The 12,363-nt window shown below is 60.3% G+C and carries 13 protein-coding genes and 1 tRNA gene; 7 read left to right on the top strand and 7 right to left on the bottom strand.

What is annotated here, in order from left to right; genetic code table 11:
• Positions 1–1,026 (bottom strand): LacI family DNA-binding transcriptional regulator, encoded by a 1,026-nt coding sequence (locus tag ACR0J5_RS10875; protein WP_480653189.1) that lies wholly within the window; start codon positions 1,024–1,026, stop codon positions 1–3.
• A gap of 243 nt (positions 1,027–1,269) precedes the next feature.
• Here ACR0J5_RS10875 and ACR0J5_RS10870 point away from each other — a divergent pair.
• The 4 genes from ACR0J5_RS10870 to ACR0J5_RS10855 all read left to right on the top strand — a co-directional run bounded on the left by ACR0J5_RS10870 (position 1,270) and on the right by ACR0J5_RS10855 (position 4,463).
• Positions 1,270–1,346, top strand: a tRNA-Arg gene (locus ACR0J5_RS10870).
• Positions 1,347–1,558: 212 nt separating this feature from the next.
• Positions 1,559–3,055 (top strand): amino acid adenylation domain-containing protein, encoded by a 1,497-nt coding sequence (locus ACR0J5_RS10865; protein WP_480653187.1) that lies wholly within the window; start codon positions 1,559–1,561, stop codon positions 3,053–3,055.
• A 5-nt stretch (positions 3,056–3,060) separates the two neighbouring features.
• Positions 3,061–3,297 carry an acyl carrier protein gene (locus tag ACR0J5_RS10860; RefSeq protein ID WP_480653185.1) on the top strand — a complete coding sequence of 79 codons (237 nt, stop codon included), beginning with the start codon at positions 3,061–3,063 and terminating at the stop codon, positions 3,295–3,297.
• A 14-nt stretch (positions 3,298–3,311) separates the two neighbouring features.
• On the top strand, positions 3,312–4,463 hold the full coding sequence (locus ACR0J5_RS10855) for an acyl-CoA dehydrogenase family protein (protein WP_480653184.1): 1,152 nt from the start codon (positions 3,312–3,314) through the stop codon (positions 4,461–4,463).
• Between the two features lie 8 nt (positions 4,464–4,471).
• On the opposite strand, the gene dxs is transcribed toward ACR0J5_RS10855, so the two are convergent.
• The 6 genes from dxs to ACR0J5_RS10825 form a co-directional block, all read right to left on the bottom strand.
• Positions 4,472–6,385 carry a 1-deoxy-D-xylulose-5-phosphate synthase gene (dxs, locus tag ACR0J5_RS10850; protein WP_480653182.1) on the bottom strand — a complete coding sequence of 638 codons (1,914 nt, stop codon included), beginning with the start codon at positions 6,383–6,385 and terminating at the stop codon, positions 4,472–4,474.
• A gap of 2 nt (positions 6,386–6,387) precedes the next feature.
• Positions 6,388–7,254: a polyprenyl synthetase family protein gene (locus ACR0J5_RS10845; RefSeq protein ID WP_480653180.1), complete on the bottom strand. Its 867-nt coding sequence runs from the start codon at positions 7,252–7,254 to the stop codon at positions 6,388–6,390.
• Positions 7,255–7,497 carry an exodeoxyribonuclease VII small subunit gene (locus tag ACR0J5_RS10840; RefSeq protein WP_209195839.1) on the bottom strand — a complete coding sequence of 81 codons (243 nt, stop codon included), beginning with the start codon at positions 7,495–7,497 and terminating at the stop codon, positions 7,255–7,257.
• The gene (locus tag ACR0J5_RS10835) at positions 7,494–8,420 is read right to left on the bottom strand and encodes a histone deacetylase family protein (protein WP_480653178.1); all 927 of its coding nucleotides are present in this window, start codon (positions 8,418–8,420) and stop codon (positions 7,494–7,496) included. Before ACR0J5_RS10835 ends, ACR0J5_RS10840 begins: the two co-directional genes overlap by 4 nt.
• Positions 8,421–8,489: 69 nt before the next feature.
• On the bottom strand, positions 8,490–9,191 hold the full coding sequence (locus ACR0J5_RS10830; protein ID WP_480653177.1) for a response regulator: 702 nt from the start codon (positions 9,189–9,191) through the stop codon (positions 8,490–8,492).
• On the bottom strand, positions 9,188–9,700 hold the full coding sequence (locus tag ACR0J5_RS10825) for a MarR family winged helix-turn-helix transcriptional regulator (protein WP_480653175.1): 513 nt from the start codon (positions 9,698–9,700) through the stop codon (positions 9,188–9,190). The genes ACR0J5_RS10830 and ACR0J5_RS10825 overlap by 4 nt, the downstream gene beginning before the upstream one ends.
• A 160-nt stretch (positions 9,701–9,860) precedes the next feature.
• Here ACR0J5_RS10825 and ACR0J5_RS10820 point away from each other — a divergent pair, with 160 nt between their 5' ends.
• From ACR0J5_RS10820 to ACR0J5_RS10810, 3 genes are all read left to right on the top strand, one after another.
• Complete coding sequence (locus ACR0J5_RS10820; RefSeq protein WP_480653173.1) at positions 9,861–10,727, top strand: branched-chain amino acid aminotransferase; 867 nt, start codon at positions 9,861–9,863, stop codon at positions 10,725–10,727.
• 127 nt (positions 10,728–10,854) lie between these two features.
• Entirely contained in the window at positions 10,855–11,805 is a 951-nt protein-coding gene (locus tag ACR0J5_RS10815) for an AraC family transcriptional regulator (protein WP_480653171.1), read from the top strand.
• 109 nt (positions 11,806–11,914) lie between these two features.
• Positions 11,915–12,280, top strand: a complete 366-nt coding sequence (locus ACR0J5_RS10810) for a hypothetical protein (RefSeq protein WP_480653169.1) — start codon at positions 11,915–11,917, stop codon at positions 12,278–12,280.
• Positions 12,281–12,363: the final 83 nt, after the last annotated feature.

Raw genomic sequence — 12,363 nt, 5'->3', positions numbered from 1 at the left:
TCAGCGCCGTTTGAGTGTGTCACCATAGCTGATCTTGGGTGTCAGGGTTACACGGGTCTCAACCTCGGCCTCTGGGTCGGCCAATTGTGCGGCAATGATTTCAGCCGCTTTGCGCCCGATCTCAAGCCGGCAGGCATCCATCGTGGCCAGTTTGCGCGGCAGGCCCTGCAACAGTTCGACATTGTTGAACCCCGCCAAGCCAATCTGACCCGGTATATCAATGCCTTGCTCCAGCAGGTACAACAAACCGCCCGCCCCAATCATATCATTGGAATAATACAGAAAATCCAGATCGGGTGCGCGTTCCAGCATGGCCTGCGTCATCTCACGCCCCTTGGCCAGAGCCGAACCGCCGGAATAGAACTCGCGATCTTCGATCTCGATCCCGTTTTTGCCCAGCACTTCGGTAAAACCTTCGAACCGTTTGCGTGCCCGGTGGTCCAACGGCATCTTGGTGCCCATAAAGCCGATATGTTCATACCCCGCCTTCAGGATCGCCTGCGCCATCTCACGCCCCGCACGGCGGTGCGAAATACCGACCATCGCATCGACGGGTTTGCCATCGGTATCCATGATCTCAACCACCGGAATGCCAGCCGAATCCAGCATGGCGCGCGCGGCCTCGGTATGCTCTAACCCGGCGATGATCACACCTGACGGCCGCCACGAAAGCATTTCATACAGGACCTTTTCCTCTTTCTCGGGCAAATAGTCTGTCACACCGACCACCGGCTGCAATTCGGTGTCTTCCAGCACTTGGTTGATGCCTGTAAGAACCTCGGGGAACACCATATTGGACAGCGATGGAATGATCACCGCCACCAGATTCACCCGGCTGGATGCCAGCGCTCCGGCGATTTTGTTGGGCACATAGCCCAGCTCTTTCGCGGCGGCCAGAACGCGGGTGCGGGTGGCATCCGATACATCGCCCCGGTTTCTCAGCACGCGACTGACCGTCATCTCGGAAACCCCCGACGCTTCTGACACATCACGAAGGGTAAGCGGGCGTTTGGTATCTGTAGTCACGAAAGGGCACCTGCAGTGTTGTTTCCACGAATGGTAGCGTGAACAGGACGCAATTTACAACTGTTGTCAGACCGCCATAACAACCGTGAAAAGATCAAGCCGCAGAAAGCGTTGCATAAGCTGTCAAAAGGGGGCCACCACAATTTCCACCCTGCCACAGTCGGGAAAAATTTTGGCTTGGCCGCAAAAGGGACGCGCCGTAAATTGACAACCGCAATGCGACACGACATGAAGCTTAAAGACGCCCGCGTAATTCAACTGGATAGAATACCCGCCTCCTAAGCGGATCGTTGGAGGTTCGAATCCTCCCGTGGGCGCCACAACGCACTCTGCAGTCTCGGAACTGAACCTATCAGGACAGATTGGCGTGTTTCCCCCCCCCAAATAGCCCGTTTTTGGATCATGAGTGATCCAAACCCCCGATCAAAACGAACACACAGTATCGTGAGCGAGAGGGAAAGACAGTGATCCCGACCTCGGAACGGGCACCGCGCGCCCCTCTGGGAGTTTGACAGATCGCTGGAGTGGCCAATTGAAGACTGACATTGAATTCGGCGATATTGACAAATGTCTGGCGCAGGCGGCGGAAAAATGGCCCGACCGCACAGCATTTCGCTGCAATGGTGAGGTCATTTCTTACCTTGAACTGAAAACCAAAGCGCAGGCGATGGCGTCCGCGCTTCGTTCAGCTGGTGTATCGCCCGGTGATCGGGTTGCGCTGGCTCTGTACAAAGGGCTTGAGATGCCAATCGCGATTCACGCGATCTGGATGGTCGGGGCCGCATTTGTGCCGCTGGATCCGACAGCGCCGCCCGAACGGCTGAACCATATCATCGCGGATTGCGAAATCTCTGCTGTAATAGGCGCCCCGAAATCGGCCGCTTTGGTAGCCAAAATTGCGGCCATGAACGATGTCACCGTGATCGGGGTTGAGGTGCCGGGTTGCACCTGTCTGATGCCCGATCCCGACGCGTCAGACATCCGCGTCCATGAGAACCGGCGGGATGATCTGGCCTATATCATCTTTACCTCGGGTTCGACCGGCGTGCCCAAAGGCATTTGCCATACATTCGCGTCGGGCAGCGCCTTTGCCCATGCCTGGTTGCGGCACTACAAATTACGGCCCGATGACGTGTTCTTTAACACCGTGCCGTTGCATTTCGATTTCTCGCTGGCTGACTTTTTCACGCCCCCCATGGTTGGTGCGTCGACCGAGCTGGTGATCGAACAGGCGCTGTTGTTTCCCGCCAGCCTCGCAAAGCTGCTGGAGGAAAGCGGCGGCACGATCTGGAGTTCCGTGCCCTATACCTTTGTTCAGCTGTGTGAGCGTGGCGCGCTGGAAAAGCGGGATGTGTCGCGCCTCAGATGGTTGATCTATGGGGGGGAGCCGATGCCACCATCGGCGCTGCCGATGTTACGCGGCGCGTTCGGGGCGGGCATTTCAAACTCTTACGGCCCGGCCGAGGTCAACCAGGTCTCGGAATATACGGTCCCGCAGGATCACCCGGCAGATATGCCGATCCCGATTGGCCACACGATGGACCACGCCCGGTTTCTGCGGGCCGAGGATGGGGAATTGCTGGTGGCGTCGCCTTCGATGATGACCGGCTATTGGAACAGACCCGATCAGAACGAACGCTCTTTTGTGCAGGTAGACGGGCAGCGGTATTACCGGACCGGCGACCGGGTCGATCAGGACGCAGCCGGGCGCTGGGTCTTTCTGGGGCGCGAGGATCGTCAGGCCAAAATACGCGGCTACCGGGTTGAGCTGGATGAGATCGAGTTGGTGATGGCCTCTCATGCCGCTGTGTCCGAGGCCGCGGTTACCGTATCGTCGGACCGGTCCAGCATTCTGGGCTTTGTCACGTTGGTCGATGATCAGACCCTGACCATGGCCGAGTTGAAAGCGTTCCTGCAGACAAAACTGCCGGGATATATGGTGCCCGATACGCTTGAGGCCCGAATTGCCTTTGCCAAGACAAGCACGGGCAAGATCAATCGCAGAACCCTTGAAGAGTTGGACAGGTGACCGGAATGACCCAGCAGAAGATTGCAGATTTCATCTCAGGAACCATTCTGGACGGCAGGCAGGTTGACCCGGGTGATGAGCTGTTGGTGTCCGGTATTCTGGATTCGCTTGGGGTTATGACGCTGGTCGCCTTTCTGGAAACCGAGATGCAGGTCCAGATCCCAACAGATCAGATCACCTTTGAAAACTTCAGCAGCGTGCAGCAGCTGTCGCAGTTTCTGACAACCCTTCAACCGACCTGAACAGGGTGCATCCGATGCGATCGATCCATGACACATGCGAGGCGTTCCGCACCCTTGGGCAAGAGGTGCTGAGCGTTGATGTCGAAGCCCGCGACCGGCGCGGGGCACAGGACGCAGCGGATTGGCGGCCCCTCTGGACCGCAGCTGCGCAGGCGGGTGTTCTGGGTCTGATCATCCCGCAGGAATTTGGCGGTCAGGGACGCAGCTTTCTGGACGCCGTGCAGGCGCTGCATGCGCTGGGCGAAGGCTGTCGCGACAACGGCATGTTGCTGGGGCTCAGCGGTCAGCTTTGGGCAATGCAGCAGTCCATTATGGTCTTCGGAAGCGACGCGCAGAAAGACACCTGGCTGCCCGGTCTGGTGGATGGGTCGATCCTGTGCGCCCATGCGGTGACCGAGGTAAACAGCGGATCGGATGTGACCGGCATTCGCACAAGCGCGCAGAAAACGGCGGATGGCTATGTGCTGAACGGTCAGAAAATCTGGATCGGGATGGCCCCTGCGGCGGATGTCGCGCAGGTCTTTGCCATCACCAATCCCGATCTTGGGGCCTGGGGCATGTCGGCCTTTCTGGTTGATCTCAATACAGCCGGCGTGTCCAAAAGCGCGCCCTATGACAAATCGGGCCACCGCACCGTACCCACCGGCGAACTGAGGTTTGAGAACGTCGAACTCCCCCATTCTGCCCTGTTGGGCGCAGAAGGTGCAGGGCACGCGATCTTCACTCAGTCGATCGCCTGGGAGCGCAGCTTTATCTTTTCAGGCCATATCGGCGCGATGAAGCGGCAGCTGGATGAGACGGTGATGTTTGCGCGGGACCGTGCGCCCAACGGCAAGCCCATCATCAACAACCAGACCGTCGCCAACCGGCTGGCCGACATGCAGATGCGCCATGAGGTTGCGCGGTTGCTGATCGAGAATGCGGCGCGGGAAACCGACGCGGGCGTTCAAAACCGCATGACCCCGGCGGTGGTGAAGCTGAACGTGGCCGAGGCGCTGTTGGAAAACGCCCAACAGGCGCAGCGCATCCGGGGGGCCAACGGCTATCTGACGGGTGAGGCGGAAAGGATGCTGCGCGATATGGCGGGAACCATCACGCTGGGCGGCACATCGGATATTCAGCGCCTGCTGATCGCAGCCCAGCTCAAAGGTGCAGCCGGACGCTGAGGCAATGCTCAGTCCGGATCCAGCCCCAGAACAGATACCACCCTGGCCGCGATCTGTTCCGCGTTCAGACCTGCGGTTGCGTACATATCCGCCGGGCTTGCCTGATCGATAAACACGTCCGGCAACACCATTGAGCGATATTTCAATCCGCGATCAAAAACCCCCTCATCCGCCAGCACCTGCGCCACATGGCTACCGAACCCGCCGATGGCACCTTCTTCGATGGTGATCAGCGCCTCATGCGTGTTGGCCAGTTTCAGGATCAGTTCGCGGTCCAGAGGTTTGGCAAAACGTGCATCGGCGATGGTGGGGGTGATCCCACGGGCCGACAGCAGTTCGGCGGCTTTCTGAACCTCGGCCAGACGCGCACCAAAGGACAGCAGCGCCACCCGTTCCCCTTCTCGGATCAGGCGGCCCTTGCCGATCGGCAGCACCTCGGCCTCTTCGGGCAGCTCAACGCCTACACCTTCGCCCCTTGGATAGCGGAACGCAATCGGGCCATCATTATGCGCGGCTGCGGTCGCAACCATATGCACCAGTTCAGCCTCATCCGAGGCGGCCATCACCACCATGCCGGGCAGATTGGCCAGATAGGCAATGTCGAATGATCCGGCATGGGTCGCGCCATCGGCACCCACCAGACCGGCCCGGTCGATGGCAAAGCGCACCGGCAGGCCCTGAATGGCCACATCATGCACCACCTGATCATAGCCGCGCTGCAAGAAGGTCGAGTAAATCGCGCAGAACGGCTTCATCCCGCCCGCGGCCAGCGCGGCCGAGAAGGTCACGCCATGCTGTTCCGCAATTGCCACGTCAAAACAGCGCGAGGGGTAGCGTTCCGCAAATTGCCGCAACCCGGTGCCGTCGGGCATCGCGGCGGTCACGGCGACGATCTTGTCATCGCGGCTGGCCAGATCCAGCAGGGTCTTGCTGAAGACCGAAGTATAAGACGGCGCATTGGGGCGCGCCTTTTTCTGCTTGCCGGTTGCAACGTCGAATTTTTCGGTTGCGTGGCCCTTGTCAAAGGCTTGCTCGGCCGGGGGATAACCCTTGCCCTTTTGGGTCATCACATGGATCAGGATCGGACTGGTCGCCCGGTCTTTGACAGCCCGCAGAACCGGCAGCAGCTGACCCATATCGTGGCCGTCCAGCGGGCCGATATAGGAAAAGCCCATCTGTTCAAAGAATGTGCCGCCCAGCGCCATGCCCTTCAGCAGCTCCTTGGCCCGCTTGGCACCGGCGCGCAGGGGTTTGGGCATCATCGATACCGCACCTTCGACCGCTGCAGTGAAATCGTGGAACGGGGCCTCGGTATAAAACCGCGACAGATAAGTGGACAGCGCGCCGACCGGGGGCGCAATGCTCATACCGTTGTCGTTCAGGATGACGATCAGACGTTTTTTCAGATCGCCCGCGTTGTTCATCGCCTCAAACGCCATGCCTGCCGACATCGCGCCATCGCCGATCACGGCGATCGTATCGCCGATCCCCTCGGCGGTCTCACCGCCCAGATCGCGCGCCACCGCCAGACCCAGCGCCGCACTGATCGAGGTGCTGGAATGGGCGGTGCCAAAGGGGTCATAAGGGCTTTCGCTGCGCTTGGTGAATCCGCTGAGGCCCCCTTTCATCCGCAGGGTGCGGATGCGGTCGCGCCGTTCGGTCAGGATTTTGTGGGGGTAACATTGATGCCCCACATCCCAGATGATCTTGTCGCGGGGCGCATCAAAAACGGCATGTAGCGCCGTCGTCAGCTCAACCACACCCAGACCGGCCCCAAGATGGCCGCCTGTAACCGACACCGCCGAGATCGTTTCGGCGCGCAGCTCTTGCGCCACCTGATGCAATTGCGTGTCGGAAAACTGACGCAGGTCGGCAGGGCTGTTCACCAGATCCAGCAGGGGCGTTTTGGGGCGGTCAGACATGATCAGGTGTCCCGGGCGATGACAAAGCGGGCGGCGTCCTTCAAGACATGGGCCGCTGCGCCGTAACTGTCCAGTGCCCCACAGGCCTGATCCACCAGATCAGCGGCGCGCGCCTTGGCCGCCTCCAGCCCCAAAAGCGAGACAAATGTGGCCTTTCCGGCCTCGGCGTCCTTTTGCAGGCGTTTGCCGGCCTTTTCCGCATCCCCTTCAACATCCAGAATGTCGTCGGCGATCTGAAACGCCAGGCCAAGCGCCTTGGCATAGCGGTGCAGCGGCGCAGGATCGGCCTGCGCCAGCCGCGCGCCCGCACAGGCCGACCATTCGATCAAAGCCCCGGTCTTGCCCGCTTGCAGCCGAGTGATCTGTTCCAACGTCAGCGGCGTCGCAGCTGTCTCAGCCGCAATATCCAGCGCCTGACCCAGCACCATGCCCTGCGCCCCGCTGGCCCTGGCCAGTGTCAGCGCCAGCTCGGCCCGCACATCCGCAGGCCCAACCTCGGGCCGGGCGCACAGCTCAAACGCCAGCGTTTGCAGGGCATCCCCGGCCAGAACGGCGGTGGCTTGGTCCCATTTCACGTGAACCGTTGGCCGCCCCCGGCGCAGATCGTCATCATCCATGCAGGGCAGATCGTCATGGACCAGAGAATAGGCATGCAGCGCCTCAATCCCGACCGCAGGCCAGATGGCACGGTCCATGTCCACGCCATGCAGGCGCGCGCTTTCCAACACCAGAAACCCACGCAGCCGTTTGCCGCCCTGCGTGGCATAGGCCATCGCCTGCGTCACATCCAGATCGTCCAGCGCACCCAGAACCAGATCGAACTGATCCTGAATCCGCGCCGCATCCTGCGCCAGTCTTTCGCGAAACATTTACTGACCTTCGACAGGGGTCGTCCCGGTCGGCTGACCATTGGCATCCAGCGTGATCGCGGCCACCTTTTCCTCGGCCCGCTTCAGCTCATCCTCGCAGCGCTTTTTCAACGCCGCGCCGCGCTCATACAGCGCAATGGACTGATCCAGCGCCACATCACCGCGTTCAAGCTGACCGACCACGGCCTCCAGCTCTTTCATCGCCTGTTCGAATGTCATCTGATCGACGGGGGTCTCAGTCATTGCGCTGCCTTTATCAATTCCTGCACATGGGCGCGGGTGGCCTGTGCCAATGCGTTCAGATCATACCCGCCTTCCAGAGTCGAGACGATACGGCCCTGACAAACCTCATCGGCAATCCCGCACAGCTCGGCGGTGAGCCAGGCGAAATCGCCGGTGGACCAGTTCAGATTGGCCAGCGGATCGTCCTGATGCGCATCGAACCCGGCCGAGATGATGATCAACTCGGGCTTGAAGGCGCGCAGCCGGGGAAAGACCTGCGTTTCATAGGCAGCTCGCATCTCGGCCCCGCCGGTGCCGGGGGCAAGAGGGATGTTCAAAACAGTCTCAAAGGCGCCGGTTTCGTCCGGGCGCCCCGATCCCGGCCACAGCGGCATCTGCTGGCTCGTGACCACCAAGGCGCGCCGCTCCTCCCACAGCAAATCCTGCGTGCCATTGCCGTGATGCACATCGAAATCCACCACCGCGACCCGGCTCAACCCGTGATGGTCCAGCGCATGTTTCGCCGCCAGCGCTGCGTTGCCGAACAGACAGAACCCCATGGCCGTATCCGTCTCGGCGTGATGGCCTGGCGGGCGGATGGCGCAAAACGCATTTGGTGCCTCACCCCCCAGAACCAGATCAACCGCCCGAACCACCGCGCCTGCCGCGCGGTACGCCGCATCGACCGAGCCGGGGGACAAAAACGTATCGCCGTCAATCTGCTGAAAGCCGTCAGACGGCCGAGACCGGCGGATATCCTCGATATGGCTTTCTGGATGAACGCGCAGCAGATCATCATCCGCCGCCATCGGGGCCGTCTTGCGGCTCAGGTCCAGATCTTCCAGCGCATGCAGGATATGCTCAAGCCGCGCCACGCGCTCGGGGTGCCCGTCCGGTGTCACATGTCCAAGACAATCGGCATGGGTCAAAAGGGCGGTCTTCATCGGGGTCCCCTGTTCATCTGGCTAAAAATATCCTCGCCGAAGGCATAAAACCGCCGCGCAGCGGCCAAATCAATCCGGCGCCAACATATACCCCGCCCCTCGAACGGTCTGGAGGTAACGCGGCTGCTTCGGGTCCTGCTCGATCTTGCGGCGCAAACGGGTGATCTGCACATCCACCGCACGTTCCTGCGCCTGACCCTTGTCGCGACCCAAATCCTCAACCAGCTTGGCCCGGCTGATCGGCTCACCGGGCTGGGCCGAGAAGATCTTCATCAGTTGGCTTTCGGTCGCGGTCAGGCGCACGGGGTCTTCACCCTGCCACATCTCACCACGTTCCACGTCATAGCGGATTGGGCCGAGATTTAGAATCTTGGTCGCCGTCTCTTGCGCCGGCGTTTCCGGCATCCGCCGCAGGATGGCATTGATCCGCAGCAGCAGTTCCTTGGGTTCAAACGGCTTGGCCAGATAGTCATCCGCGCCCGCCTCAAGCCCTGCAATCCGGTGTTCGGTCTCACCCCGTGCCGTCAGCAGCAGGATCGGCGTGCTATGGGTTTCGCGCAGCGTCTTGGTCAGGCTGACGCCATCTTCGCCCGGCATCATCACATCCAGAACGATCATGTCGAAATCCAGCCCCGACAACACCCGCCGCGCATGGGCGGCATCGCGGGCCGACGTGACCAGAAACCCGTTGCGCATCAGGAATTTCTTGAGCAGATCTCGAATACGCTCATCGTCGTCAACGATCAGCAGATGGGCATCCATATCGCTCATGAGGTCGTATCCCGCAGTTTTTTATAAGCATGACGCATATCAGCATCCATCATCGCTTCAAGCACTTTACGAAATCCTGATACCGCCTCGGGGCCCGCATCCTTGTAGGCGGCCCGCATCCGAACGCGCTGGGCCTCGGACAATTGCGCCTCAAGCGCCTTGCCTTTTTCGGTCAGAAACAGATGGCGCTCGCGCTTGTCTGCCGTTCCCACACGGCTTTCGACCAGCCCGTCCTCGATCAAGGTCCGCAGCACGCGGTTCAGCGATTGCTTGGTCACCCCAAGAATGGCCAGCAGGTTGTTGACCGTGGTGCCCGGCGCGCGGTTGATGAAGTGAATCGCCCGGTGATGGGCCCGCCCATAGGCCAGCTGCGTCAAAATCCGGTCAGGGTCGGCGGTAAATCCGCGATAGGCAAAAAACATCGCCTCGATCCCCTGCCGAAGCTGTTCGTCGGTCAGGAACAAAAGGCTTTCACCGCCAAAGACTTGGGCGGGGCGCGTATCAGACATGGTTTGCCTCATCTGTTGCTCGGCTCCAAGTTTATGTCAGCGTTGTTGACATTCCAAGAGTGGAGAGGTATCGAATCGCAGTTTTTGCGCAACTTTATGTCCGCATCGGACTTAATTGGCGCAATAATTGGAAAGTTCAACCCGGTTCAGGAGGTTTCGCATGTCGGGATATGATGATCGTGATGGAGTCATCTGGTTGGATGGCAAGCTGGTGCCATGGCGCGACGCCAATGTGCACATCCTGACTCATGCCATGCACTATGCCTCGTCCGTGTTCGAGGGGGAGCGCGCTTATAACGGCAAAATCTTCAAAAGCCGCGAGCATTCCGAGCGCCTGATCGCCTCGGCCGAGGCGCTGGACATGCCGATGCCCTATTCGCTGGACGAGATCGAGGCCGCCAAGGAAGAGACCCTCAAGGCCAGCGGTTTGCAGGACGCTTATGTGCGCGTTCTGGTCTGGCGCGGGTCGGGCGATGATATGGGTGTCGCGTCGGCGAAAAACCCGGTGCGAATGGCTGTGGCCGTCTGGGCCTGGGGCGCCTATTACGGCGATGCCAAGATGCAGGGTGCCAAGCTGGACATTGCCGAATGGAAACGCCCCAGCCCTGAAACCATCCCGGTTCATGCCAAGGCGGCGGGCCTTTACATGATCTGCACCATCTCCAAGCACAAGGCCGAGGCCAAGGGCTGTTCGGACGCGCTGTTCATGGATTATCGCGGTTACGTGGCCGAGGCCACCGGGGCCAACGTGTTCTTTGTCAAAGATGGTGAGGTTCACACCCCGCTGGCCGATTGCTTCCTGAACGGAATCACCCGCCAGACCGTGATCCAGATGCTGAAAGACAAAGGCATCACCGTGCACGAGCGCCGCATCAAACCCGAGGAAATGGAAGAGTTCGAGCAATGCTGGCTGACCGGCACCGCGGCCGAGGTCACCCCGGTCGGGCAGATCGGCGACTATACGTTCGAAGTGGGTGACATCACCCGCGACATCGCTGCCGAGTACGAGGCGATGGTCCGCGCCTGATCCACATCGATCACCAAAAATCACACCCTCGCGTTTCGTGGGGGTTTTTCTTTGCCTGACGTTCAATCTTTTGTGCAGATCGTCCCGGCAACTGGACGCATGGGCAGGTGTGTTTAGATTGGGCGGCATGTTGGACCTTCTCAGCGATATCCTGACCCGCCTGTCCCTGCGGGGCACGTTCTATTTCCGCACGTCCTTTACGCCGCCCTTTGGTGTGCAGGTGCCTGCGTTCGAAAACGTGGCGCGGTTTCACTTTGTCCAACGCGGTGAGCTGAAGGTTTATGTCTCTAACACAGGGGAAACCCTTCGATTGAAGCAGGGCGATCTGATCCTGATCCCGCATGGCGCAGCCCATGCGTTGCTGTGCAATGAGGTCAAACCGGTCGATGCGCTGCCACTGGAACAGGTGCTGGAGGAGTCGGGCTATCAGGGTGATGGTGTACTGATCTATGGGGGCGAGGACAAAAGCCGCGATACGCAGCTGATCTGCGGCCATTTCTCGTTCACCGGCCCGCCGGGGCGTCAGGGAACCGGCCATATGCTGATAGACCGGCTGCCGCCCTATATCCTGATCGAAAACTACGGTGAAGAGGCCGGGGCCTGGATCGAAGCGACCCTGCGCATGATCGGGTCCGAGGTGAACGGCGCCCGGATCGGCGGTGATCTGATCGCGCTGAAACTGTCCGAGGTGCTGTTCGCGCAGGCCATCCGCGCCCATCTGGAACATCAAAGCCCCAGCCAGTCGGCCCTTGCCGGGTTCGCTGATCCGCGCATTTCCCGCGCGCTGACCGCGTTTCATCAGGCCCCCGCACAGGATTGGAGCGTCGAATCGCTGGCGCGTGAGGCCGGGATGTCACGCACGGCCTTTGCGCAGCTTTTCGCGGAAAAGATGGGGGCCACGCCCATGCAATACCTGACCGACTGGCGCATGCAGATCGCCTGCCATGGTCTGACCGAGGCGCGCTGGAACGTGGCCGACGCCGCGGCCGAGGTCGGCTATGCGTCCGAGGCCGCCTTTTCGCGGGTGTTCAAGAAACAGGTCGGGCTGTCACCGGCGGCCTATCGGTCCATGCACTGATCGCCCGACAATTCTGGACGATCTGCAATATCTGCCGAACGATGCAGAATTAAACGTTCCATGGTCCTTGCCTAGTTTGGAGTCATCCCATTCAAGGAAAGGAACCCCCATGTCTCTTCGCTTTGTTACCCGCAATATCCACGCCTATCTGGACTATCCTGTTGCCTTTGCGCTGATGGGCCTGCCCTTTTTGCTTGGGCTGGGTCAATCCAACCCGTTGGCCTTGTGGCTGTCCGTGGTCACCGGGGTTGCGGCCTTTGTGCTGACCGTGCTGACGGACCACCATCTGGGGATCTGGCGGGTGCTGCCCTACAAGCTTCACCTGGCTGTTGACCTGATTGTGGGCGTTACGTTTCTGGCCGCGCCCAGCCTGCTTGGGTTCTCGGGGCTGGATGCGATATACTACTGGCTGAACGGCGCGGCGGTGGTCGCCGTTATCTCGCTCAGCTCGCCCGAAGAAGGCGTGACCGCCTGAGCCACTTATCCACAGGTATCACAATATCATCGTGATACTTTCAAGAATCTGAGCCGCTTGTTTTACAAACAGGCGGCTCACTG

Source organism: Ruegeria sp. BE1 (assembly GCF_056538885.1).
Note: the sequence above shows the minus strand (reverse complement) of the source record. Positions and strands in the feature narration are given on the sequence as shown.

Bases quoted from the DNA above. Each gene is read 5' to 3' on its own strand.
- ACR0J5_RS10835 (WP_480653178.1), bottom strand. From the start codon at position 8,420: ATGAAGACCGCCCTTTTGACCCATGCCGATTGTCTTGGACATGTGACA.
- ACR0J5_RS10860 (WP_480653185.1), top strand. From the start codon at position 3,061: ATGACCCAGCAGAAGATTGCAGATTTCATCTCAGGAACCATTCTGGAC.
- ACR0J5_RS10830 (WP_480653177.1), bottom strand. From the start codon at position 9,191: ATGAGCGATATGGATGCCCATCTGCTGATCGTTGACGACGATGAGCGT.
- ACR0J5_RS10810 (WP_480653169.1), top strand. From the start codon at position 11,915: ATGTCTCTTCGCTTTGTTACCCGCAATATCCACGCCTATCTGGACTAT.
- dxs (WP_480653182.1), bottom strand. From the start codon at position 6,385: ATGTCTGACCGCCCCAAAACGCCCCTGCTGGATCTGGTGAACAGCCCT.
- ACR0J5_RS10825 (WP_480653175.1), bottom strand. From the start codon at position 9,700: ATGTCTGATACGCGCCCCGCCCAAGTCTTTGGCGGTGAAAGCCTTTTG.
- ACR0J5_RS10815 (WP_480653171.1), top strand. From the start codon at position 10,855: ATGTTGGACCTTCTCAGCGATATCCTGACCCGCCTGTCCCTGCGGGGC.
- ACR0J5_RS10820 (WP_480653173.1), top strand. From the start codon at position 9,861: ATGTCGGGATATGATGATCGTGATGGAGTCATCTGGTTGGATGGCAAG.
- ACR0J5_RS10845 (WP_480653180.1), bottom strand. From the start codon at position 7,254: ATGTTTCGCGAAAGACTGGCGCAGGATGCGGCGCGGATTCAGGATCAG.
- ACR0J5_RS10840 (WP_209195839.1), bottom strand. From the start codon at position 7,497: ATGACTGAGACCCCCGTCGATCAGATGACATTCGAACAGGCGATGAAA.
- ACR0J5_RS10855 (WP_480653184.1), top strand. From the start codon at position 3,312: ATGCGATCGATCCATGACACATGCGAGGCGTTCCGCACCCTTGGGCAA.